Annotated in this window: 21 protein-coding genes; 17 read left to right on the plus strand and 4 right to left on the minus strand. The window is 71.7% G+C overall.

Annotated features, from left to right (window positions below; all coding sequences use genetic code 11):
• Nucleotides 1-30 precede the first annotated feature (30 nt).
• Nucleotides 31-1560 (minus strand): SDR family oxidoreductase, encoded by a 1530-nt coding sequence (locus tag BN1197_RS09635; RefSeq protein WP_052466366.1) that lies wholly within the window; start codon nucleotides 1558-1560, stop codon nucleotides 31-33.
• 148 nt (nucleotides 1561-1708) lie between these two features.
• On the opposite strand from BN1197_RS09635, the gene BN1197_RS09640 reads away from it, so the two are divergent.
• Both BN1197_RS09640 and BN1197_RS17335 read left to right on the plus strand, forming a co-directional pair.
• Nucleotides 1709-3889, plus strand: a complete 2181-nt coding sequence (locus BN1197_RS09640) for a S9 family peptidase (protein ID WP_052466368.1) — start codon at nucleotides 1709-1711, stop codon at nucleotides 3887-3889.
• Nucleotides 3890-3904: 15 nt separating this feature from the next.
• Complete coding sequence (locus BN1197_RS17335; protein ID WP_176489727.1) at nucleotides 3905-4042, plus strand: hypothetical protein; 138 nt, start codon at nucleotides 3905-3907, stop codon at nucleotides 4040-4042.
• 18 nt (nucleotides 4043-4060) lie between these two features.
• On the opposite strand, the gene BN1197_RS09645 is transcribed toward BN1197_RS17335, so the two are convergent.
• The gene (locus BN1197_RS09645; RefSeq protein WP_245851874.1) at nucleotides 4061-4900 is read right to left on the minus strand and encodes an ABC transporter permease; all 840 of its coding nucleotides are present in this window, start codon (nucleotides 4898-4900) and stop codon (nucleotides 4061-4063) included.
• Nucleotides 4901-5033: 133 nt separating this feature from the next.
• Here BN1197_RS09645 and hisD point away from each other — a divergent pair, with 133 nt between their 5' ends.
• From hisD to BN1197_RS09680, 7 genes are all read left to right on the plus strand, one after another.
• Nucleotides 5034-6419 carry a histidinol dehydrogenase gene (gene hisD, locus BN1197_RS09650; RefSeq protein ID WP_052466371.1) on the plus strand — a complete coding sequence of 462 codons (1386 nt, stop codon included), beginning with the start codon at nucleotides 5034-5036 and terminating at the stop codon, nucleotides 6417-6419.
• Entirely contained in the window at nucleotides 6416-7603 is a 1188-nt protein-coding gene (locus BN1197_RS09655) for a histidinol-phosphate transaminase (protein WP_052466373.1), read from the plus strand. The genes hisD and BN1197_RS09655 overlap by 4 nt, the downstream gene beginning before the upstream one ends.
• Nucleotides 7600-8214: an imidazoleglycerol-phosphate dehydratase HisB gene (gene hisB, locus BN1197_RS09660; RefSeq protein ID WP_040158729.1), complete on the plus strand. Its 615-nt coding sequence runs from the start codon at nucleotides 7600-7602 to the stop codon at nucleotides 8212-8214. Before BN1197_RS09655 ends, hisB begins: the two co-directional genes overlap by 4 nt.
• Nucleotides 8195-8869 (plus strand): hypothetical protein, encoded by a 675-nt coding sequence (locus BN1197_RS09665; RefSeq protein ID WP_040158732.1) that lies wholly within the window; start codon nucleotides 8195-8197, stop codon nucleotides 8867-8869. The genes hisB and BN1197_RS09665 overlap by 20 nt, the downstream gene beginning before the upstream one ends.
• Nucleotides 8870-8997: 128 nt before the next feature.
• Nucleotides 8998-9576: an imidazole glycerol phosphate synthase subunit HisH gene (gene hisH, locus BN1197_RS09670; RefSeq protein ID WP_052466435.1), complete on the plus strand. Its 579-nt coding sequence runs from the start codon at nucleotides 8998-9000 to the stop codon at nucleotides 9574-9576.
• A 47-nt stretch (nucleotides 9577-9623) separates the two neighbouring features.
• On the plus strand, nucleotides 9624-10364 hold the full coding sequence (priA, locus tag BN1197_RS09675; protein WP_040158736.1) for a bifunctional 1-(5-phosphoribosyl)-5-((5-phosphoribosylamino)methylideneamino)imidazole-4-carboxamide isomerase/phosphoribosylanthranilate isomerase PriA: 741 nt from the start codon (nucleotides 9624-9626) through the stop codon (nucleotides 10362-10364).
• Nucleotides 10361-11200, plus strand: a complete 840-nt coding sequence (locus tag BN1197_RS09680; RefSeq protein ID WP_052466375.1) for an SseB family protein — start codon at nucleotides 10361-10363, stop codon at nucleotides 11198-11200. The genes priA and BN1197_RS09680 overlap by 4 nt, the downstream gene beginning before the upstream one ends.
• Before the next feature lie 19 nt (nucleotides 11201-11219).
• On the opposite strand, the gene BN1197_RS09685 is transcribed toward BN1197_RS09680, so the two are convergent.
• A complete protein-coding gene (locus BN1197_RS09685; protein WP_040158739.1) occupies nucleotides 11220-12281 on the minus strand; it encodes a glycosyltransferase in 1062 nt (353 codons plus the stop codon).
• Between the two features lie 576 nt (nucleotides 12282-12857).
• On the opposite strand from BN1197_RS09685, the gene infC reads away from it, so the two are divergent.
• From infC to BN1197_RS09715, 6 genes are all read left to right on the plus strand, one after another.
• Complete coding sequence (gene infC / locus BN1197_RS09690; RefSeq protein WP_245851880.1) at nucleotides 12858-13421, plus strand: translation initiation factor IF-3; 564 nt, start codon at nucleotides 12858-12860, stop codon at nucleotides 13419-13421.
• A gap of 92 nt (nucleotides 13422-13513) precedes the next feature.
• Nucleotides 13514-13708, plus strand: a complete 195-nt coding sequence (gene rpmI / locus BN1197_RS09695) for a 50S ribosomal protein L35 (protein WP_040158744.1) — start codon at nucleotides 13514-13516, stop codon at nucleotides 13706-13708.
• 82 nt (nucleotides 13709-13790) lie between these two features.
• On the plus strand, nucleotides 13791-14177 hold the full coding sequence (rplT, locus tag BN1197_RS09700; protein ID WP_040158748.1) for a 50S ribosomal protein L20: 387 nt from the start codon (nucleotides 13791-13793) through the stop codon (nucleotides 14175-14177).
• 14 nt (nucleotides 14178-14191) lie between these two features.
• Nucleotides 14192-15103: a TrmH family RNA methyltransferase gene (locus BN1197_RS09705; RefSeq protein ID WP_052466379.1), complete on the plus strand. Its 912-nt coding sequence runs from the start codon at nucleotides 14192-14194 to the stop codon at nucleotides 15101-15103.
• On the plus strand, nucleotides 15100-16203 hold the full coding sequence (locus tag BN1197_RS09710) for a sensor histidine kinase (RefSeq protein WP_052466381.1): 1104 nt from the start codon (nucleotides 15100-15102) through the stop codon (nucleotides 16201-16203). Before BN1197_RS09705 ends, BN1197_RS09710 begins: the two co-directional genes overlap by 4 nt.
• Before the next feature lie 438 nt (nucleotides 16204-16641).
• The gene (locus BN1197_RS09715; RefSeq protein WP_141397258.1) at nucleotides 16642-18384 is read left to right on the plus strand and encodes an HNH endonuclease signature motif containing protein; all 1743 of its coding nucleotides are present in this window, start codon (nucleotides 16642-16644) and stop codon (nucleotides 18382-18384) included.
• A gap of 220 nt (nucleotides 18385-18604) precedes the next feature.
• Here BN1197_RS09715 and BN1197_RS09720 read toward each other — a convergent pair whose 3' ends face one another.
• Nucleotides 18605-19222, minus strand: a complete 618-nt coding sequence (locus BN1197_RS09720) for an ATP-binding protein (RefSeq protein WP_052466385.1) — start codon at nucleotides 19220-19222, stop codon at nucleotides 18605-18607.
• A 71-nt stretch (nucleotides 19223-19293) separates the two neighbouring features.
• On the opposite strand from BN1197_RS09720, the gene pheS reads away from it, so the two are divergent.
• Both pheS and pheT read left to right on the plus strand, forming a co-directional pair.
• A complete protein-coding gene (gene pheS, locus BN1197_RS09725) occupies nucleotides 19294-20382 on the plus strand; it encodes a phenylalanine--tRNA ligase subunit alpha (protein ID WP_040158750.1) in 1089 nt (362 codons plus the stop codon).
• The gene (gene pheT, locus BN1197_RS09730) at nucleotides 20382-23024 is read left to right on the plus strand and encodes a phenylalanine--tRNA ligase subunit beta (protein ID WP_040158753.1); all 2643 of its coding nucleotides are present in this window, start codon (nucleotides 20382-20384) and stop codon (nucleotides 23022-23024) included. Before pheS ends, pheT begins: the two co-directional genes overlap by 1 nt.
• Nucleotide 23025: the final 1 nt, after the last annotated feature.

Raw genomic sequence — 23025 nt, forward strand, 5'->3', positions numbered from 1 at the left:
ATGCGGCCCGCGTCACACCCGGGCGATGCCTCACACGACGGCGCCCATGGCCACGGCCGTGGGGCGCGTGTGAGGTCGTCGCACCCGTTCGGGGGCGGTGCGAGCCTCGGCCGCGCGTCGGCGCGAGGCCGAGCGTCGCCGGCGTTCTTGGGCGAGCCGCGCCAGACTCGGCATGTGCACCGAGCCGAGGTAGGTGCGCCAGTCGATGCGGGTGACGTCGAGCGCCCCGGCGATGCCCAGCTGCTCGGCGCGGGCGAGCAGGCGACGGGTCTGGGTGTCGTCGTAGATCGTTCGGCTGCACGTGTAGGGCTGGTAGATCGCGACGTAGTCGCGCATGAGGGTGAGTCCGCGGGAGGCGGCCTCGACACGACGGCGGCCGGCGTCGCCCATCGAGAACGGCACGAGTTCGAGGGCGCGGGCGGCACGGTCCAGCATGGTGGCGCGTCGTTCGGCCCACGAATCGAGTTCGTCGGGGGAGAGGAAGCGCCACGGCCGCGGGCGGATCGGGCGGCCCGCACGGTCGGGCCACGGGTGTGCCGCGACCTGCTCCTCGACGTGGGCGCGGAACTCGTCCAGGGTGATGGGGTTGCTCACACTCGAGCCGACCTGCAGGTACCGCGCGCCCGGTGCGTCGTGGGGGATGCGGGCCGCGGCCAGGGCGGCGTCGACCACGACGTCCACGGGGACGATGTCGACCACGGCGTCGGCGTGCCCCGGGAACGCGAAGAGTCGGTCACGGGCGTACGCGGCGATGAGGGGGTCGGCGACCTTGAAGCCGTCGAGCCATCCGGGGTGCGGTCGCTGGACGGCGCTCTCGATGATCGTCGGGCGCAGGATCGTCAGCCGGTGTCCACCCGCCGCCCAGCACTCCTCGGCGACGCGCTCGCCGAGCGCCTTGCTCATCGTGTACGAGTCGGTCCAGCCGAGCTCGCGAGCCCGACGACGACCGTGAGTGCGGAGCGCGGTCTCGATGTCGCGGGCGGCGGCCGGGTCGCCCCCCGCCTCCTCCGTCAACCGGGTACGCAGGGCGAACGAGTCCTCGACCTCGGCACGCCAGTCGACGTCGTGGGCGACGGGCTCCTCGAGCGCGACGTCGACCCGGTCGGTGCCGACGTAGGAGGTGGAGACGTGGACGACGTGGGGGTCGACCCCGGCGGCATGGAGAGCGTCGTACAGGTGCGCCGGGCCGAGAACGTTCGTGCGCAGGGCCGCGTCCCAGGGCTCGTCGAACGAGACCGTCGAGGCGCTGTGGACGACGAGGTCGAGATCCGCAGGCAGCGGGGGCAACCCCTCGGCGAGGTCGGCCTCGATGACGTGCAGCCGAGCGCGGGCGGCGGCGACCCCGTCCGGGCCGACCTCGGAGCGCCAACGGTCGAACGCGTTCCGGGTCAGCACCTCGTCCAGGCGTTCCTCACCCGAGACGTCCTTGCGAGCGCGGACCACGACGTGGACGTCCACGTCCTCCCGAACGAACCGCTCTAGCACGGCCTGCCCGACGAAGCCCGTCACCCCCGTGAGGAGAACGCTTCTCGGACGCTGGGGGAGTTCGTGGACGGACATGGACACAGGTCGGCTCCTGTTCGATCGGGGGCAACTGCCGGCACGCGCGATGCGGCGGGGTAGCGAGGGGGTCGGCCACCGCCCTCCCTGTCGGCCGACCGACCTGCTTCCTGAGGGCATCGTCCCTGATGGCGCCTACAGTTCCGGTATGGATCGGACCAAGTCGTCATCTGTCCCGGCGCCTCTGGCGCCCCACCCGGAGGCGCGGCCGCTCTCGCGTACCCACCATGGTGACACCGTGGTCGATCCGTACGCGTGGCTGCGTCAGGCCGACGATCCCGAGGTCGTGTCGCTGCTGGAGGAGGAGAACGTCTACGCCGACGCGGTCACGGGCCACCTCGCGCCTCTGGTCGACGAGATCTTCACCGAGATCAGGACGCGCACGAAGGAGACCGACCTCTCGGTGCCGGTGGAGTTCCACGGCTGGTGGTACTACTCGCGCACCGAGCAGGGCAAGCAGTACGGCCGTCTGTGTCGGGTGCCGGCGACCTCGGGCACACGTCCGATCGTCGACGCCGAGACCGCGCCCGCGGACGAGCAGGTGCTCGTCGACGGCGACGTCGAGGCGGCGGGCGGGGAGTACTTCGCTCTCGGCGCGTCGGAGGTGTCGAGGTCGGGTACCCGGTTGGCGTTCTCGGTCGACCGCAGCGGCGACGAGCGATTCGACGTCGTGGTGCGCGAGATCGACGGCGGTGAGGTGGTCGACGAGTCGCTGAGGGGGGTCGGTTACGGGCTCGTGTGGAGTGCCGACGACCGCTACCTGTTCTACACGCGGGTCGACGACGCGTGGCGCCCGCACGAGGTGTGGAGGCACGAGGTGGGCCGGCCGGCCGATGAGGACGTGCGGATCTACCTCGAGGAGGACGAGACCTTCTGGATGGGCATCGACGAGTCGCGCGACGAGCGCTGGCTGGTCGTGAGCACCGGGTCGCGGTCGTCCTCCGAGGTGCACCTGCTCGATCTCACCGATCCCGAGGGCGAGCTGCGCTGCGTCCGGCCGCGCACGCCCGGCCTCGAGTACGACGTGGAGCCCGCCGGTGACGAGCTGCTCGTCGTCCACAACGCCGAACGGGTCGACTTCTCCGTCTCCTCGGTGCCGGTCTCGGCGTTCCTCGAGGCCGGCCAGGCCGCGCGCTGGCGGCCCTGGTGGACTCCGTCGGGTGACGAGCGGGTTCTCGCCGTCGACGCGTTCGAGCGTTTCGTCGCCGTCTCGCTGCGCAGCGGCGGGTTGCCGACGGTGCGGGTCGTCCACCGTGGTGGCGACGGCGGAGGTCCCGACGAGAGCACGGTCGACGACGGCCGTGTCGTCGAGATCCCGGCCTTCGCCGCACTCGGAACGACGTCGGTGGGGGAGAACCCGGAGTGGCGCACCTCGCGGCTGCAGATCCTCCAGGAGTCGTTCCTCACGCCCCGTCGGGTCTGCGAGTTCGACCCGCAGGGAGGCACCGTCGAGGTGCTCAAACAGCGTGAGGTGCTGGGAGGTTACGACCCGCACGCCTACGTCGAGGAGCGGGTGTGGGTGACGGCCGACGACGGCACCCGTGTGCCGATGTCGCTCGTGCGACGCGCCGGTGTCCCACTCGACGGCACGGCTCCGGGGTTGCTGCGCGGCTACGGCGCCTACGAGATCTCCAGCGATCCGGCGTTCTCCGTCACCACGCTCTCGGCTCTCGACCGGGGTGTCGTCATGGCCGTCGCCCACGTGCGCGGAGGCGGGGAGATGGGCCGGTCATGGTGGCTGCGGGGACGACTGGCCGACAAGGTGAACTCGTTCACCGACCTCGTCTCGTGCGCGCGATACCTGCGCGACGAGAGAATCGTGGCGCGCGACCGGCTCGCCCTGGAGGGTGGGTCGGCCGGTGGGCTGCTCGTGGGGGCCGCGGTCAACCTCGCCCCTGAGCTGTTCCGCGCCGTCCACGCGGCCGTGCCCTTCGTCGACGCGCTGACGACGATCCTCGACCCGAGCCTGCCGCTCACCGTCGTCGAGTGGGAGGAGTGGGGCAACCCGCTCGCCGATCCCAAAATCTACGCCGTGATGAAGGCCTACTCGCCGTACGAGAACGTCCGAGCCGCGCAGTACCCGGCGATCCTCGCGACCTCGAGCCTCAACGACACCCGCGTGCAGGTGGGGGAGCCGCTCAAGTGGGTGACGCGGCTGCGGCAGACGGTCACCTCCGACCAGGGTGAGCGGCCCGTCGTCATGCGCACCGAGATGGTGGCCGGTCACGGTGGGCGCTCGGGTCGCTACGACGCCTGGCGTCAGGCGGCGTTCGAGCTCGCGTTCCTCCTCGATCAGATCGGTGCCGCGGAGATCATGGCCGAGGAGTGAGAGAGAAGGGCTCGCGTGGCTGCGGAGCAGGCCGGGCGGCGACGGGCCGCCCGGCGCGAGCGTCAACAGGTGCTGCTGCGGCTCGACCCCGCCGTCCGCGAGGCACTCGCCCGGTGGGCCCAGGGTGAGGAGCACGGCCGCGGCGCTGGGTGAACGTCGCGGGCCGCCTGATCAACGAGGGCGGTGGATGATGTCGCGGACGACGAGTTCGAGCGTGAGCGGAACGGCGACCGACTGCGCGAGGAGGATTCCGGCGAGCACGACGAGTTGCAGCGCCGCCGCCTCCAGCGGAGTCGCGCCACCGAGCAGAGTGCCGACGAAAGCACCTGGCAGCGTGACGAGCCCGACGGTGCGGGTCTGGTCGAGGGCGGGGACGAGGGCCAGGCGGGTCGCCTCCCGGGTGACGAGCAGGGCCGCGTCGCGCGGCATGAGCCCGATCGACAGGCCGGCCTCGTACTCACCGCGGCGCTCGGTCAACGCGTCGAGGGCGCGTCGCCCCGCGAGCGTCGTCGCGGTCATCGCGTTGCCGATGAGGATGCCGCCGGTGGGGATGACCGAGATCGGCTCGAGCGGCAGGAGGCCGACGACGAGCAGGACGACGGTCACGGGCAGGGCACCGGCGGCGACGGGTAGCAGCGGCCACGCCCGATGCGGTCCTCGCAACCCCATGCGACCCGCGGAGGTGAGCGCGGCCACGATGATCATCAGACCGACGAACGCCGCCGTGAGCCACCAGGATCCGAGCACCGCCGCGATGAGCAACCCGACGACGCCGAGTTGCACCGTCGCCCGCACGATGGCCACGACCTCGTCGCGCCCGTTGCCCAGCCCCGCGAGGTATCTCAGGCCGGCCGCGAACCCCGCGAAGACGAGCACGACGACGACGAGACGGACCACGCCGTCGACGCCGCTCACGTCGATGAGGGCCGAACCGTCCGAGGTGTTCGGGCCGCTCGCGCCGGTCGAACCGTTGAGGCCGTCCATCGCGGCGAGCAGGGTGGACGTGATCACCCTGCGAGTATCGCCAACTCGCGGCCGCCGTGCGAGGAGACCGTCGTCCTCGAGACCGTCGGACCCCTCCCGCAGCATCGACGGTCGGAGTGCAGTCGCCGAACGACCCGGACGTCCCACCTAGACTGATCCGGTGATCTCCCGTCTCGACCTGCGTGGCAGTGCCCTGTCCGATCTCGGCCCACGTGGCCTGCGTGACGTTCTCCCCCGAGCCGAGTACGACGTCGCCGACGCGCTGGAGGCCGTTCGGCCCATCTGCGAGGCGGTGCGCGACCGCGGTGCGACCGCCCTGCGCGAGTTCGGCGAGCGATTCGACGGCGTCGCCCCGACCCGCCTACGCGTGCCGCCGGAGGTGCTGGCCGCTGCGCTCGAGGCCCTGGATCCGGAGGTGCGGGCGGCGCTGGAGGAGTCGATCCGCCGCGCCCGGCTCGTCCACGCCGACCAGATGCCGCGTGAGCACGTGACCACGGTCACGCGAGGCGGCACGGTCGCGCAGCGGTGGATCCCCGTCGAGCGCGTCGGGCTCTACGTTCCCGGCGGTCTCGCGGTCTACCCGAGCAGCGTCGTCATGAACGTCGTCCCCGCCCAGGAGGCCGGGGTGAGCGCGCTCGCGGTCGCGAGCCCGCCGCAGCGCGACAACACCGGTGTCTTCGCCGGCTACCCGCACCCGACCGTCCTCGGGGCCTGCGCGCTCCTCGGTGTCGACGAGGTCTACGCGGTCGGTGGCGCCCAGGCGGTCGCGATGTTCGCCTACGGCGCCCGTGAGGAGAACGGCGAATCCGTCTGCGAGCCGGTCGACCTCGTCACCGGGCCCGGCAACGTCTACGTCGCCTCGGCCAAGCGACTGCTACGCGGGGTCATCGGCATCGACGCCGAGGCGGGCCCCACCGAGATCGCGATCCTCGCCGACGACTCGGCCGGCCCGGCGCACGTCGCCGCCGACCTCGTGAGCCAGGCCGAGCACGACACCCTGGCCGCGTCTGTGCTCGTCACCGACTCCGAGGAGTTCGCCGCCCGGGTCGAGGAGGCGCTCGAGGCCCAGGTCGCTCGCACCAAGCACCACGAGCGGGTCCTCGCGGCTCTCGGCGGGCGCCAGTCGGCCATCGTCCTCGTCGACGACCTCGACGCCGGCCAGCGGGTCGTCGACGCCTACGGTGCCGAGCACCTGGAGATCCAGACCCGCGACGCCGCCACCCGCGCCCGCACCATCCGCAACGCGGGAGCGATCTTCGTCGGCTCCCACTCGCCGGTCAGCCTCGGTGATTACGCCGCCGGGTCCAACCACGTGCTGCCCACGAGCGGCAGCGCCGCGTTCAGCAGCGGTCTGTCGGTCTACGCGTTCCTGCGCTCGGTGCAGGTTGTCGAGTACGACGCCGCCGCACTCGCCGAGATCGGCCCGCGCGTCGTCGCGCTCTCCCACGCCGAGGACCTCCCGGGGCACGGGGACGCGATCCTCGCCCGAAGCGAATCCGACCTCGGCGCCCCCGCCGGCGCTTCTCGACCCGGAGCACCCCGATGAGCACGCAGATCACCCCCACCGACGAGATCGATCGGCTCCTGCGCCCCGACCTGCGCGGACGCACGGCCTACGGCGCGCCGCAGCTCGACGTGCCGGTGGCCCTCAACACCAACGAGAACTCGTATCCGGTGCCGGAGGAGGTCGTCGAGGCGATCACGCACGTCGTGTCCGCCGACGCGGCCCGGCTCAACCGCTATCCCGACCGCGAGTTCACCGCGCTGCGCGAGACCCTGGCCGACTACCTCACCGCGACGGGGGGGATCGCGGTCGCGCCCGAGGAGGTGTGGGCCGGCAACGGCAGCAACGAGGTGCTGCTGCATCTCGTGCAGGCGTTCGGCGGCCCCGGCCGGGTCGCGCTCGGCTTCACGCCCTCGTACTCGATGCACCCGATCATCACCCGCACGACCGGCACGACGTGGATCGACGGGCTGCGCGGGGTCGAACGCGACGAGCCGGACGTCGGCGCGCGTTTCGAGCTCGCGGCCGAGACCACCGCGGCCCAGGCCGCCGAGCACGACCCGGCGCTCGTGTTCCTCTGCTCGCCGAACAACCCGACGGGCACGGCGCTCGACCTCGACGTCGTCCGCGCGGTCTACGACGCGGCGCCGAACGCGATCGTCGTCGTCGACGAGGCCTACGCCGAGTTCGCGCGTCCGGGAACGCCGAGCGCGCTCACGCTGCTCGCCGGCCGGCCCCGGCTCGTCGTCACCCGCACCCTGAGCAAGGCGTTCGCGCTCGCGGGTGGTCGTCTGGGGTATCTGGCGGCCGATCCGGCGCTCATCGACGCCCTTCGGCTCGTGCGCATGCCCTACCACCTGTCGAGCACGACCCAGGCCGTCGCGACGACCGTGCTGTCGTTCGCGGAGCTCATGCTCGGCACCGTCGAGGCCATCAAGGCACAGCGCGACCGGATCGTCGACGAACTCCCTTCTCTCGGTTACGAGCCCGTGGCCAGCGACGCCAACTTCGTTCTCTTCGGCGGTATCGACGACGCCCCCGCCCTCTGGCGGGCGCTGTTGGAGGAGGGCGTCCTCGTCCGTGACGTGGGACTTCCCGGGTACCTTCGGGTGACGGCCGGAACCCCGGCCGAGGTCGACGCGTTCCTGTCGGCCCTCGCCCAGTACCCGGGCACGCGTCTCGCCGATGCCGGCGGCGAGCCCGGCGACAAGGAGGACCACGCGTGAGGCAACCCGCCCCACACCGCACGGCGACGATCCGCCGATCGACCTCGGAGAGCAGTGTCGAGCTCACCGTCGACCTCGACGGCACCGGCCGCAGCGAGGTCGACACCGGAGTCCGGTTCTACGACCACATGCTCGCGAGCCTCGCCAAGCACAGCCTCATCGACCTCGACGTCCGGGCCACCGGCGACGTCGACGTCGACGCCCATCACACCGTGGAGGACGTCGCGATCTGCCTGGGTGACGCGATCGCGCAGGCCCTGGGCGACAAGCGCGGCATCTCCCGGTTCGGCGAGGCGACGGTGCCGCTCGACGAGGCGCTCGCGCAGGTCGTCGTCGACGTCGCCGGCCGACCGTACTGCGTCCACACCGGTGAGCCGGAGGGGCAGCAGTACGTCGTCATCGGTGGGCAGTTCGTCGGCAGCCTCACGCGCCACGTGATGGAGACCCTCGCCCACCACGCCGGGCTCGCGATCCACGTGCGGGTCCTCGGTGGCCGCGACCCGCACCACATCGTCGAGGCACAGTTCAAGGCACTCGCGCGGGCCCTGCGCGCCGCGGTCGAGCGCGATCCGCGCGTGGAGGGGATTCCCAGTGCCAAGGGCGCGCTCTAGGCTCGCGCGCCGGTCCGCGAGCACGACGGTCACCGGCGAGGGCATCGTCCTCACCCGGGCGCGTCCCGACGCGGTCGTGGCCTGGGCCAAGCGCGGCATCGGGCCGCTCGTCGTCGCTCCGGCGGGGGAGTGGACCCTCGTGGGCCCCGGAGGCCGTCCTCGTGCGCGTTACCCGTACGACGACGCCGTGCGCACCCTGGCCGGGCGTCCGGTCTCGCGTCGGATGCGTCCCGCGCTCGGGTTCTTCCGGGTCGGGCGTCAGGCCGTCGTCACCTGGCACCCGCGGCGTCGCCTCGCCCAGACCCGCTGGCTCATCTGGACCCCGCGCGACGGCGTCGTCGCCCCGCGTGGCCTGCCCGCGGCCCGGCCGGAGGACGTCGCGGCGGCCGCCGGGCGCCCGGAGGCCTGCGGTCTCGTCGAGGAGATCCTCGGCGACGCCGGCGCGACGGCTCCCGAGATCATCGCCGCTCTGCTCGGGGTGCTCGACCTACCCGGCCTGGAGGTGCTCACGGGGCAGTCCTCGGCCGCGGACCTACCGGAGGCCCGTCTCGTCGTGCCCGCCGACCGGTACGCCCGGGCGTTCGATCGCATCGTCCGCGAGCGGCGCGAGGACGACGAGGACGACGTGGACGCCGCGGCCCAGGAGGACGCATGACCCCCGATCCGACACCGGACTCGACTCGCTCGGCCGTCGACGTCGCCGTCGGCGTCGACCCCGTCGAGGGGCGGCCGCACGTCGCCGTGCTCGACTACGGCAGCGGCAACCTGCGCTCCGCGGTCCGCATGCTCGAACGCCTCGGCGCGCAGGTCGAACTCACCGCCGATCGCGACACCGCCATCGGCGCCGACGGACTGCTCGTTCCCGGTGTCGGCAACTTCCACGCCTGCATAGCCGGGCTCGAGGCCGTCGAGGGATCCCGCATCGTCGACACCCGCCTCGCGGGCGGCCGACCCGTGCTCGGCATCTGCGTCGGCATGCAGGTGCTCTTCGAGACCTCGACCGAGCCGGCGCAGCGCCGCCGGGAGGGGCTGACCCAGTGGCCCGGGGTGATCGAGCGACTCCAGGCCGACGTCGTGCCGCACATGGGCTGGAACACCGTCGACGTGCCCGCCGGCAGCCGCCTGTTCGCGGGGGTCGAGCGCGAGAACTTCTACTTCGTCCACTCCTACGCCGCGCGCGAGTGGACTCTCGATCCGCGCGGCCCGTTCGAGGTCGTCGCGCCCCTGGTCACGTGGGCCGATCACGGCGGGCCGTTCGTCGCGGCCGTCGAGAACGGCCCGCTCTCGGCGACCCAGTTCCACCCGGAGAAATCCGGCGACGCCGGCGCCCGGCTCCTGCGCAACTGGCTCGAGACCCTCTGACCCCCGCCCCGCATGCCGCCGGCCACGCCCCGCGGCGAAGGAGAACCATGACTCAGACCAGCCCGATCCTCGAACTCCTGCCCGCCGTCGACGTCGTCGACGGGCGCGCGGTGCAACTCGTCCAAGGGGTCGCCGGCACCGGTGGGGAGTTCGGCGACCCGCTGCAGGCGGCCCTCGCCTGGCAGGAGGCCGGCGCCCGCTGGCTGCACCTCGTCGATCTCGATGCCGCGTTCGGCCGCGGCAGCAACGCGGCGCTGCTCGCCGAGATCGTCGGTCGCCTCGACATGGACGTCGAGATGTCGGGCGGCATCCGCGACGCCGAGAGCCTCGAGCTGGCCCTCGCCACCGGGTGCCGGCGCGTCAACATCGGCACCGCCGCCCTGGAGAACCCGGAGTGGACGGCCTCGGCCATCGCCGAGCACGGCGACCGCGTCGCGATCGGCCTCGACGTGCGCGGCACGACGCTCGCGGCCCGCGGCTGGACCCGTGAGGGCGGTGACCTGTGGGAGACGCTGGCCCGGCTCGACGCCGAGGGCTGCAGCCGCTACGTCGTCACCGACGTCGCCAAGGACGGCATGCTCGCCGGGCCCAACGTCGAACTGCTGCGCGAGGTGTGCGCCCGCACCGATCGGCCCGTGGTCGCCTCCGGCGGCGTCTCGACGCTCGACGACCTCGCCGCGCTGCGCGAGCTCGTGCCGGTCGGCGTCGAGGGAGCGATCGTCGGATCCGCGCTGTACAAGGGCGCGTTCACGCTCCCCGAGGCCCTCGACGTCGCGGGGCGGCCGTGAGCCGGGACGCCGATCCGCCCCCGCACCCGGATCATCTGCGGCCGAGCGACAGCGGCGGCATCGCGTTCGAGGGACGCCACCTCAGCGACCCCGCGTTCGCGCAGGACACCGGCGAGTCCGACCCGGGCCTCGTCGCCGCGCTGGCGGCGCTGACCCGGACGGGTACGACCGACGACGTCCGTGACGCCATGGCACGGCTCGCCCACGCCCGCGTGCTCGTGCCCATCGTCGCGACCCCGTCCGCTGCGGCGGCGGCCCGTCACGGGGTCGCCCCGGCCGAGGGTGAGGAGTTCGACGACTCCGCGGAGATGGCGACGGTCACGCTCACGGCGCCCGACGGCCGCCGCGCGTTCCCGGTGTTCACCGGCGTCGGTGCCGTCGCGGCGTGGGATCCGCAGGCCCGCCCCACCCCCAAGCTCATGCCCGAGGTGGCGCGCACCGCGATCGAGGAGGGCTGCGACACGCTGCTCGTCGACCTCGGCTCGCCCCACGCCGCCGTCCTGCGCCTGTCCCACCTGTGGGCACTCGCGCAGGAACGTCCCTGGCAGCCGGCGCATGAGGATCCCGTGGTGCGGCTCGGGGTCGCCGAGGCGGCGCAGGGCATCGACGGCCTGCTGCGGGCGCGCGTCGAGGACGGCGCCGCCGTGCACGGATCGGGGGCGTTGCGTCTCGTGCTCGTGCTGCGTCCGGGGCTCGACCAGCAGACGATCGAGTCCGTCGTCACCCTCGTCGGCGAGCGCCTCGCCGCCGACCCCGAGGTGCGCATCCGCATCGACGACCTCGCCGTCGTCCTGCACAGCGGCGACTCCGCCGATCCCGAGACCCTCGAGGGGTGAGGCCCGCGGGTCCGGGCGCTCAGCCCCCGAACCAGTTGTCGACGGCGTGCGCGATGGCGCGGGCGAAGTCGTCGTCGTGGTGCGTGCGGCGGATCCACGCGTCGAGGCCGCCCTCGACGCAGCTCTCCATCTCGGCCCGGCATGCCGCCGTGTCGGTGAGGGCTCGCATGAGGAGCTTCTCGGCCTCGTGCGCGTCGGTGTAGAAGAACGGGTACCGCTCGGGCAGCAGTGCGCGCGCCCACGGCCGGTCGGGTAAGACGCCGATGACGCCCGCGAGCAAGGCCTCGATGTACTCCAGCCCGTAGGACTCCTCGACGGCCGTCGCGAGGAACGCGGTCGACGAGGAGAGGGCCTTCCAGTACCCCTCCTTGGTCGCGGTGAGCGGGCCCACCCACGCCCAGGGTCGGGTCGACAGGCTCATCGCGCCTTCGGAGACGAGATCGCGCTGGTGCAGGCGCGCCTCGACACGCAGTGGGGTGTGCTTGCGCACGCGTTCGACGACGTCGATGAACTGCCCGGGGTTCTTGCGGGCGTCGAGGTAGATCGCGGGATAGAGCACCACCGGGGTCTCGGGCTCCTTGCGCTCCTGCACCCGGAACGTCGCGACACCGAGATTGACCCACGCGATCTTGGCCTGCTCGGCAAGGTGCGGCAACGCCCAACGCTGGACGACCTCGCGCACCTCACCGGCGGTGCGCTCGGAGTTGCAGAAGGTGGGGAACAGGGCGAACGAGAGCCCGAGAGCGGCGAAGTTGACGGGGTGGTGGTACATCGACGGGTTGCGCCACGCGAAGTTCATGAGCATCGGCTCGTCGCCGCGGGAGTGCAGCGTCTGCCAGACGGCCACCGAGTCGAGGACGTCCATGTTGATGACGACCGTGTCGGCGGCGTCGACGAACTCCAGCGGCACCATGTCGAACCCGTCGCAGCGCCGGGCATCGTGACCGATGAGCGCGGCGCCCGGAAAGATCTTGAGCAGGCGCCGCACGAGCGTCGCCCCCGCGTCCTGGCCCAGGATCCTTCCGTCGGCATCGACGAGGGTCTCGTGATCGATGAATCCGTACTTGACGGCGACCTTCATTGTGCGCGCCTCCTCGAGCTACGAACCGGCCTCGGCGTCGGCCCGTGCCGCCAGGCTAGGCGCGTCGCCGCCGCCCACCACGTGGCCAAGGTCCTGTGGACGACTCGTGGCTTCGGGAGGGACACCGGCGTGCCGCCGGGGATCCGCGCCGCGCGACGAGGTCCGATCGCGGTCGGCCTTGGCCGGCCTCCACCCAGTTTGGTATCCTCTTACCGATCGGTCGTGTCGTGCCGTCATCGCCCTTCCTCCGCCAGAGTGTCGAAGAGCTGTGCCGACCAGCACGATCGCCCCAAGTGAAGCCGCTCACCACGCTTCCACCCTCTGGCCGCCAACAGGTCACCGGGTCGCCGAGGCTCCCGTCCACGGGATGTCCGCCTGCAGGTGCCGACTCTCTCGTCGGCCGCGGTGCAGGTGCCGGCGGTGGTGATTCCGGCCTTTCGTGGGGAGCCCACGAAGGGCCGTCGTCGTATCTGCCGAGCTTCTCGGCGCGAGGCCGGCCCCCACGCGGGTGGCACGCCCGAACGACAGCATTGAGACAAGGAGCTCGACATCAGCGAAGCCCGTATCAACGACCGCATCCGTGTCCCGCAGGTCCGCCTCGTCGGCCCCAACGGGGAGCAGGTGGGGATCGTCAAGATCGAAGAGGCCCTCCGGCTCGCCGGTGAGGTCGACCTCGACCTCGTCGAGGTGGCACCCATGGCCAACCCGCCGGTCTGCAAGCTCATGGACTACGGCAAGTACAAGTACGAAGCCGCGCTGAAGGCCCGTGAGGCCCGAAAGAACCAGGTCAACACCGTCATCAAGGAGATCAAGCTCCGCCCGAAGATCGACCCGCACGACTACGGCACCAAGAAGGGCCACGTCGAGCGGTTCCTCAACGCGGGCGACAAGGTCAAGGTGACGATCATGTTCCGCGGTCGTGAGCAGTCGCGGCCCGAGCTGGGGTTCCGCCTGCTGCAGCGTCTCGCCGAGGACGTCGCCGACATCGGCTTCGTCGAGAGCGCGCCCAAGCAGGACGGCCGCAACATGATCATGGTGCTCGGTCCGACCAAGAAGAAGGCCGACGCCAAGGCCCAGCAGCGACGAGCACGCGATGCCGCCGCGCAGAACACCGAAGAAGCGGCGCCGACCGGATCCTGACCGATCCCCGTCGCCACCGACAGCCGTGTCACGCCTGCCCTCGGGTGGGTGGGGCACGACCACACGAAAGACTCGCAAGGAGAGACGGCACCATGCCGAAGAACAAGACGCACAGCGGGGCCAAGAAGCGCTTCCGCATCACGGGCACGGGCAAGGTCATGCGTGAGCAGGCCGGCGGCCGTCACCTGCTCGAGCACAAGTCGAGCAAGTTCAAGCGTTCGATCGCGAACGACGTCGAGCTCGCCCCGCAGGACGCGAAGAAGATCAAGCGCCTCCTCGGCAAGTGACCCCTGCGCTGCGAGGTGACGCGCGCATCCGCCGCACCCTCGCAGCAGCCCACCCGAACCACAGCACACAAGGAGACATCACGTGGCACGCGTGAAGCGGGCGGTCAACGCCCACAAGAAGCGCCGGGTTACCCTCGAGCGCGCGAGCGGCTACCGCGGTCAGCGGTCCCGCCTGTACCGCAAGGCCAAGGAGCAGGTCACCCACTCGCTCAACTACGCCTACCGCGACCGCAAGGCCCGCAAGGGTGACTTCCGTCGCCTGTGGATCCAGCGCATCAACGCTGCGGCCCGCGCCAACGGCATGACGTACAACCGCTTCATCCAGGGCCTCAAGGCCGCCGAGATCGAGGTCGACCGTCGCATGCTCGCCGAGATGGCCGTCAACGACGAGGCCGCGTTCGCCGCGCTCGTCGAGGTCGCCAAGGCCAACGTGCCGGCGACCGACGCCAAGGCATCCGACGCCGCCTGAGTCGTTCTCCGGGAGTGTCGATCGATCGGGCCAGGGACCCGCTCACCAACCCACGCGCCGAGCGCGTGCGCAAGGTGGCGGCCCTGGCCCGTCGTGCTGTTCGCGCCCGTGAGGGGTTGTTCCTCGTCGAGGGGCCGCAGGGGGTGCGGGAGGCCGTTCGTCACCGCCCCGACCTGGTGCGCGACGTGTACGTCGACCTCGACGCCGCCGAGCGGTTTCCCGAGATCCTCGACGACGCCCGGGCGGCCGGGTTGTTCGTGCACCCGGCGTCACCGCAGGTGCTCGCGGCGATGGGGGACGCCGCGACGTCACAGGGTGTGCTCGCCGTGTGCCGGATGCTCGACGTCCCGCTGTCGGAGGTGCTCGCGACGTCTCCCGGCACCCTGGCCGTGCTCGCTCACGTGCGGGATCCGGGCAACGCGGGCACGGTTCTGCGCTGCGCCGACGCCTCGGGTGCCGACGCCGTCGTTCTCACCGCGGCGAGCGTCGACCTCTACAACCCCAAGGTGGTGCGCTCCACCGCGGGATCGCTCTTCCATGTGCCGGTCGTCGTCGGACCACCGGTCGACGAGGTCATTTCCGCTGCTCACGACGCCGGGATGATCACGCACGCGGCCGACGGCACCGGTGAGGTCCTCCTCGGCGGGGCCGACCTCACCTCGCGGCACGCGTGGGTGTTCGGCAACGAGGCCTGGGGGCTGGAGCCCGAGGTCCGCGACGCGTGCACCGACGTCGTGCGCGTGCCCATCCACGGGCGTGCCGAGTCGCTCAACCTCGCGATGGCGGCCACGGTGTGCCTGTACGAGTCGGCACGTCGTCGTCCTGGTGACCGGGGAGCCTCGAGCAGTCGTGGTGGCCCGGGCTCGAGCTCGGGTGCCCACGGCCCGGTCGACGCCGGAGGGGCTCCGAGTACGGTGCCGGTGTGAGCGAGGACGACGTCGTGACTCGATTGCCGAGCCGTGTCGACGGCATCCTCGACGCTCTTCCCGACGGCCTCGTCGTGGCCGACGGCGAAGGCCGCATCGAGTTCGTCAACGCGCGAGCTGCGCGCCTGCTCGACTGTCCCGTCGAGGCCCTGGTCGGACGCGACGTCGTCGACGCTCTGCCCCTCCTCGACGGCGCGGGTCACTCGTGGTGGCGCTGCATCGATCCGTGGGGCGGGCTCGCGACCCGCACCGGACACCGGGAGCGAATGCTGCTCGTACCCGGTCGCGGTCAGCTGCTCGTGACGATGCGGTACGTGCGCGATCAGCGTCTCGGGCCGGTGACCCGCGTGCTGGTCTCCCTGCGCGACACCGACGCCCGACGGCGGGCCGAGGCCGAGAACGCCGAGCTCATCTCCCTCGTGGCCCACGAACTGCGGGCGCCGCTGGCCTCGGTCAAAGGCTTCTCGACCACCCTGTTGCGACGGTGGGAGCGCTTCACCGACGACCAGAAGCACCTCATGATCGAGACCATCGAGGCCGACGCCGACCGGCTCGCTCGTCTCATCCACGAACTGCTCGACGTGTCTCGTCTCGACACGAGCCGTCTTCGTCTCGACCGTCGCCGCGTCGACCTGCGTGCCGCCATCCGGCACGGCATCGATCGCCTGATCGCCTCCGGACTGGACGCCGAACGTTTCCAGGTCACCGTCGAGACGCCCACCGGGCCGGAGGGTGACGTCGTGGCCTGGGCCGACGCCGACCGCCTCGACCAGATCGTCACCAACCTGCTCGAGAACGCGGTGCGTCACGGCGCCGGGCGGGTGTACGTGCACCTCTCGCCCGATCCCGCCGGCCGGCAACCGGCCGGTGCGCCGTTCTGGGCCGTCGCCGTCTGCGACGAAGGGGAGGGGGTCCGTCCCGAGCACCACTCGCTCGTGTTCGGCAAGTTCTGGCACGGATCTCGCCGCGGCAGCACCGGCCTCGGGCTGTACCTCGTGCGCGGCCTCGTCGAAGCGCACGGCGGGGTCATCACCGTCGACCGGGCCTCGACCGGTGGCGCGGAGTTCCGCTTCACGCTGCCCATGGCGCCCGAGATCTGAGCGGGGTAGAGGGGTCTGCCCCGACGTCGGGTGAGGCTCGTCGGCACGGCGGCTGGCCGATGAGCGGGCGTTAGCGGCGGCTCACCACCGAGGTCACTCTCGAATCCGCGCAAGAAAGACCGGTCAGTCCGACGCTGCGTCTGGGAGGCAATCCTGTGACCAGCGTCGATGCAGATGGGCACCCCAGGGCCGCCCTGCTGACCGGTCTTTCTTGCGCGAGTCTCGATGGCATGCCAGGGCGGGGAGGCGTCTCGCCCGAGGCCGGCTGTGGGTGGCGGGAGGGGCCGCCTGTGGTGGACCGATCAGGCGGGGGCAAAAACCGTACATAATTCCTAGAAGCTGTGGATAGAGCAGCCCACATGGTCTGAGTGGGTCGCGGGGATCGTGGGTCGGGTGACGGCGCCGTATCCGATGCGGGGCCCTGACGGGAGGGGCGGGTTGTTGGTGCCGCAGGAGGTGTTCACTTCCCGGTTGCGGTATGCGATGGCGCGGGTCACCACTCCGGTCGAGCGGGTGGAGCAGGGGCTGGCGAATCGGTGCACGTCGGCGGTGCTGACGGTCGAGAACGGTATGGGTGAGTTCACGGTGTCCGGTCATGCGGCTCGGGTGATCGGGGCGCATGAGCGGGTGGATGAGATCGCTCGCCGGCTGCGCCGTGAGGGGGATGCGCGCACGTTGGCGCAACTGCGCTCGGACATCGCCTTGGATCTGATGTTGTTCGGGCAGTTGCCGGCCCAGGCGGGGCAGTGGGATCCGCACACGGGCAAGACCGGCGTGGGGGCCGAGTTGGCGGCTCAGAGCGCGGCATTGGCTTCTGGTGCTGTCGAGTCCGGGATTTTCGGCGCCGGCCGGATGGCGCTGTATGCCAACGGCGCGCGGGCCGGGCGTCTTGGCGGTGGGGCCGCAGGAATGTCTGCCGAGGTCGGTGGAGATGGCGCCGCTGACTGCGCGGTCGGCGATCGTGGCCCTGGCCCGTTCGCGGCGTACGCGACGTTCTCGGGTGCGTTGCCGCCGGCGCGGGTGGATGTGGTGGTGTCGTTGGCGGCGTTGATGGGGGCCAGTGAGGAGCCGGGGTCGGCGGCGTGTGGGGGTCGGCAGGAGTGGGTGGCGGCGCGGTTCGTGCGGGAGGTCGCGTTCACGGCCGGGTCGACGTGGCGGCGTTTGGTGAGTGATCCGGTGACCGGGCATCTGGTGGATCTGCACGTGAAGGGCTATCAGGTCGCCGGTGACCTGCGAGAACGTGTCCTGGCGCGGGATCGGGTGTCGCGGGTGCCGGGGTCGATGCGGCCGGCGCGTTCGTGCGACCTGGATCACGACGTGGCCTACGCCCTCGGGGGAGCATCGAGTGAGTCGAATCTGTCGGCGAAGGATCGTCGCGGGCACAACCACAAGACCCGCCGTACGTGGCGGGTGCGGCGCGAGCCGGTGGTGGGCGGGGACATCTTCTGGACCACGCCCGCGGGCCGGGTGTATGTGACGAGTCCGTGGGACTACCGCGACCCTGACCCGCCGACCGTGGAGCAGATGCGGGCCGACCTCGCACGCGAACGACGGCGCTACTGGACCGAAGAGGACCTGCTCGCCGAGGAAGACGCCGGCGACCCCAGACGCAGCGGTCCTCCCAGCTCACAGACCTGGCCGCCCGGCTCAGGCTGGGCCGGCTCGGCCTGGGGCGGCACGGCTGCCGGTGGTCGGGTCGATTCGACGTCGTTCGACGCCACGCGCGACGGCGAGAGTGACCGGGGCGAGACGAGCGCGCCCGCAGCGCCCTCGCTCCACCCGGCCCCGTCCACGCTGCACCCGGCCTCGTGCCAGGGCGACCCGGCCTCGTCCGCACTCGACCCGGCCCCCTCGACGACGCCCGTCGATGACGTGATCGACCCGGCGGACTGGGGCGAGGACGCGTGGGTGCTGCACGACCTCGACCTCACCGAACCCGCCGACACGCACGCCGGTCGGGCAGGTGAAGCCATCGGCGCCACCGCGAGCGAAGACCGGTCGGAGGCAGCGCAGTGGCTCTACCTCGACAGCGACTACGAGCGCGGGCTCGCCGCCCTCATCGAGGACGCCCAGGACCCGCAGCCGCTGTTCATCCGGCGCCCGAAACCCACGCGGAAGCCGAAGCCCGAAGCCGGCCCGGCGCCGTGGGAAAGGCCCGATCCAGGCCCCCCGCCCTTCTGAGAGCGAGGACCGGTCGGAGGCAGCGCAGTGGCTCTACCTCGACAGCGACTACGAGCGCGGGCTCGCCGCGCTCATCGAGGACGCCCAGGACCCGCAGTCACTGTTCATCCGGCCTCCTAGACCCACGAAAAAGCCGAAGCCCGAAGCCTGCCCGGCGCCGTGGGCAGAGCGCGACCCCGGCCCACCGCCCTTCTGAGCGGGCGGATGAACACTTGCTCGATCAGGTGTCTCCCGCGTCGGGCATCGCCGGGTGGCACTCGATCCGAAGGCCGGGGAAGGCGCGGATGTCGTCGGTGGTGAGGCGAAGCGGGCCACCGATATCCGTGCGGAAGGAGATGACCGTTCCCGTCGCTTTACAGCCGGGCAGGGCCACGAGGTCACCCTCCGGCACTCCGTATCGGTACGTCTGCGTCCAACAGCCGTCGACGCGATGGTTCTCGTGTACCAGCTCACTGCTCAGCGCCGAGACCGCGGACATGCCGCTGCGCGGTAGGCCGTCGGGCAGGAGGGGAGCGCGCAACGGATCCCTGAACCGCACGTCCGGGGTCGCCATGACCGGCTTGCGTATCACGCGGCCGCTGCCGGTGGTGCGCGTGTCTGTGCCTCGCCCGTCGTCACGCACGCTGATATGTCCGTCCGGGTGGTGGACGACGGTGACGCGTCCCGTTCGATCCTGTGCCCGGGCCTCGTCGGCGGCGTAGGCGAGGATCTCGAGGACGAGATGACGACGCCCGCCCGACGCCCGGCCGAGCCGGGCACGGACCTCGGTCAGGTGGGCGTGATCCACGGCCTCGGCCCAGACGTGCGTCGTCGTGTCCCACGCGTTCGGCCCGTCCATGGCGACAGCCTAGAGAGGCCGGGGCGAAACCCCTTTCCGCTTCGGCATCGCGCCCGCCTAGGATCGGTGACGTGTCCGGACCCAACACTTCGTACGACCCCGTCGAGGTCAGTGCCCTCGACCCCGAGCAGATCGAGGCCGATGTCACCGCCGCTCTCGACGCGATCGCGGCCGCGGGGGACCTCGCGGCGCTGAAGGAGGCTCGTCTCGCCCATGCCGGTGAGAAGAGTCCTCTCGCGCTGGCGAATCGCGAGATCGGGGCCCTGCCGCCGAGCGCCAAGGCCGAGGCCGGCAAGCGGGTCGGCGCGGCCCGTGGGCGGGTCGGCGCGGCGCTCAAGCAACGCCAGGCCGAACTCGAGGCGGCCCGCGACGAGGCGATCCTCGTCGAGGAGACCATCGACGTCACGGTGACCACCCCGTTCCGGCGCGTCGGCGCGCGGCACCCGGTGAGCCTCATGACCGAGAAGATCGCCGACATCTTCGTCGGCATGGGTTGGGAGATCGCCGAAGGCCCCGAGGTCGAGAGCGAGTGGTACAACTTCGACGCCCTCAACTTCGCCCCCGACCACCCGGCGCGCGAGATGCAGGACACGTTCTTCGTCGACCCGCCCACCTCCGGCCTGGTGTTGCGCACCCACACCTCGCCGGTGCAGGCGCGCACGCTGCTGCGACGCGACACGACCCTCCTGCAGCGTGACCTGCCGCTCTACGTCGCCGTGCCCGGGCGCGTCTACCGCACCGACGAGCTCGACGCCACGCACACGCCGGTGTTCCACCAGGTCGAGGGCCTCGCCGTCGACCGCGGCCTCACGATGGCGCACCTCAAGGGCACCCTCGACCACTTCGCCAAGGCCCTGTTCGGCCCCGACGCGACCACGCGGCTGCGTCCGTCGTACTTCCCGTTCACCGAGCCCAGCGCCGAGATGGACCTGTGGTTCCCGCAGAAGAAGGGCGGCGCCGGCTGGATCGAGTGGGGCGGCTGCGGCATGGTCAACCGCAACGTCCTGCGCGCTGCCGGCATCACCGACCCCGAGATCACCGGGTTCGCGTTCGGCATGGGCATCGACCGTGCCGTCATGCTGCGCCACGGCGTGACCGACATGCACGACATCGTCGAGGGCGACGCGCGGTTCTCCGCGCAGTTCGGAATGGAGATCTGATGCTGGCACCCGTCGAATGGCTCGTGGAGTTGGCGGGCGTGCAGGATCGCCCCCTCCCGACCGGCGAGCAGGTCGCCGCCGACCTCGTGCGCGTGGGCCTGGAAGAGGAATCGATCCGCGGCGGCGACATCACCGGCCCCCTCGTCGTGGGCAAGGTGCTCGACGTCACCGACGAGCCGCAGAAGAACGGCAAGACGATCCACTTCTGCCACGTCGACGTCGGTGACCACGGCCAACGCAAGGAGGCCGGTGGCGACCCGTCGGTGACCCAGGAGATCGTCTGCGGCGCCCACAACTTCGCCGCCGGCGACCACGTCGTCGTCATCATCCCCGGCGGTGTCCTGCCCGGAGACTTCGCGATCTCGGCGCGCAAGACCTACGGCCACATGAGCAACGGCATGATCTGCTCGCAGGCCGAACTCGGCCTCGGCGAGGACCACGACGGCATCATCGTGCTCGAGGAGCTCTTCGCCGATCGCCCCGACGTACTCGACTCGCTGCGCCCCGGCGACGACGCGATTCCACTGCTCGGCCTCGACGCCGAGACGGTCGAGGTCAACGTCACCCCCGACCGTGGATACTGCTTCTCGATGCGCGGCATTGCCCGCGAGTACGCCCTCTCGCGTCGTCTCGACACCTTCCGCGACCCCGCCGGGCCGGCCGCCGTCGACGTGCCCGCACCCAACGAATCCGGCTACGACGTGCGCCTCGTCGACGACGCGCCCATCCACGAAGTCCCCGGCTGCGACCGGTACGTGGCCCGGGTGGTCCGCGATGTCGACCCCACGGCCGCCACCCCGGCCTGGATGGCCGACCGTCTGACCCGCTCGGGCATGCGGCCCATCTCGCTGTCGGTCGACGTCACGAACTACCTCATGCTGCTCACCGGCCAACCGCTGCACGCGTTCGACCTCGACACGCTGTCGGGCTCGATCGAGGTGCGGCGTGCCCGCCCGGGCGAGAAGCTCACCACCCTCGACGATGTCGAACGCACCCTCGACCCCGAGGACCTGCTCATCACCGACGGCGGCACGACTCCGCTGGCCATCGCCGGCGTCATGGGCGGCGAGACCTCGGAGGTCACCGACACCACCTCGGCGATCCTCGTCGAGGCGGCCCACTTCGACCCCGTCACCGTCGCCCGCAGCTCGCGGCGTCACCGACTGTCGACCGAGGCGAGTCGCCGGTTCGAGCGCGGCGTCGACCCGCAGCTCGCGCCCGTCGTGGCGCAGCTCGCCGTCGACCTCCTCGTCGAGCTCGGTGGCGGCACGGCCGACGACGGCGTCACCGACGTCGACCACACCGTGCCGCGAGAGCCGATCGCCTTCCACACCCGCGAGGCGTGGCGCCTCGTCGAGCCGGGGGCGGACACCGGCGGTGACGTCCCCGACGGCCTCGATCACGACGCGGTCGTGGCGCACCTGGAGGCGATCGGGTGCGAGGTCAGCGACGACGGAGACCCCGACGACGATGGCTTCCGTTCCACGCAGGTCACCCCGCCGACGTGGCGCCCCGACCTCACGACCGGCCCCGACCTCGTCGAGGAGGTCGCCCGCCTGCGCGGCTACGACCGCATCCCCTCGATCCTGCCGACCGCCCCCGGGGGCCGCGGTCTCACCCGCGGCCAGCGCGCCGAGCGGCTTGCCGGAACCGCGCTCGCCGGTCTCGGACTGACCGAGGTGTGGTCCTACCCCTTCGTCGGTGAATCGGTCTTCGACGCGCTCGGATACGAGGCCGACGACACGCGCCGCACCGCGCTGCGCCTCGCCAACCCGCTCTCCGACGAATCCCCGCTCATGCGCACGAGCCTGCTCGACTCGCTCCTGCCCGTGCTGCGCGTCAACGTCGGCCGCGGCGCCACCGACATCGCGTTGTTCGAGACCGGCCTCGTCTTCCGCCCCTCCTCGGAGGCGCCCGCGGCGCCCGTGCCGGCGGTGGGGGCGCGTCCGGCCGAGCATGTGCTCGACGAGATCGAGGCCGCAGTGCCGAACCAGCCGCGTCACGCCGCGTTCGCCCTCGCCGGCCACGCGACACCGGCCGGGCCGTGGGGCGCCGCGCGAACCGTCCAGGCCTCCGACGCGATCAGCCTCGCCATCGAGGTCGGTCGGGTGCTCGGGGCCACTCTGCGTCCCGAGGCCGCGACCCAGGCGCCGTGGCACCCCGGTCGCTGCGCCGCTCTGCGCCTCGTCGACGCGAACGGGGAGTCGAACGAGATCGTCGGCTACGCAGGGGAACTGCGCCCCAAGGTCTGCGCCGCCCTCGAACTGCCCGAGCGCACCTGCGCCGCCGAACTCGACCTCGCCGCGATCATCGGCTCCGGAGAAGGCCGCGTCGTGCAGAGCGCGGGGCTCTCCACCTACCCCGTGGCACGCACGGACGTCGCCCTTGTCGTCGACGCCGCCGTACCCGCCGGCGACGTGGAGGCCGCGCTGCGTCGAGGCGCCGGGGAGTCCCTCGAATCGCTCACGCTGTTCGACGTCTACGCGGGCGACCAGCTCGCCGAGGGCAAGAAGTCGCTCGCGTTCCGCCTGACGTTCCGCGCCCCCGATCGCACGCTCAAGACGACGCAGGTGAGTGCCCTGCGTGACGACGCCGTCGCCGCGGCCCGCAAGGCCACCGGTGCGGAGCTGAGGAGTGCCTGAC

Source organism: Mobilicoccus massiliensis (assembly GCF_000826525.2).
Classification (GTDB): domain Bacteria; phylum Actinomycetota; class Actinomycetes; order Actinomycetales; family Dermatophilaceae; genus Mobilicoccus; species Mobilicoccus massiliensis.

What these genes read in the sequence shown, in the direction of transcription:
- BN1197_RS09635 (WP_052466366.1), bottom strand. Translation starts at nt 1,560, where the DNA reads ATGTCCGTCCACGAACTCCCCCAGCGTCCGAGAAGCGTTCTCCTCACG.
- BN1197_RS09640 (WP_052466368.1), top strand. Translation starts at nt 1,709, where the DNA reads ATGGATCGGACCAAGTCGTCATCTGTCCCGGCGCCTCTGGCGCCCCAC.
- BN1197_RS09655 (WP_052466373.1), top strand. Translation starts at nt 6,416, where the DNA reads ATGAGCACGCAGATCACCCCCACCGACGAGATCGATCGGCTCCTGCGC.
- hisH (WP_052466435.1), top strand. Translation starts at nt 8,998, where the DNA reads ATGCTCGAACGCCTCGGCGCGCAGGTCGAACTCACCGCCGATCGCGAC.
- priA (WP_040158736.1), top strand. Translation starts at nt 9,624, where the DNA reads ATGACTCAGACCAGCCCGATCCTCGAACTCCTGCCCGCCGTCGACGTC.
- BN1197_RS09685 (WP_040158739.1), bottom strand. Translation starts at nt 12,281, where the DNA reads ATGAAGGTCGCCGTCAAGTACGGATTCATCGATCACGAGACCCTCGTC.
- rpmI (WP_040158744.1), top strand. Translation starts at nt 13,514, where the DNA reads ATGCCGAAGAACAAGACGCACAGCGGGGCCAAGAAGCGCTTCCGCATC.
- BN1197_RS09720 (WP_052466385.1), bottom strand. Translation starts at nt 19,222, where the DNA reads ATGGACGGGCCGAACGCGTGGGACACGACGACGCACGTCTGGGCCGAG.
- pheT (WP_040158753.1), top strand. Translation starts at nt 20,382, where the DNA reads ATGCTGGCACCCGTCGAATGGCTCGTGGAGTTGGCGGGCGTGCAGGAT.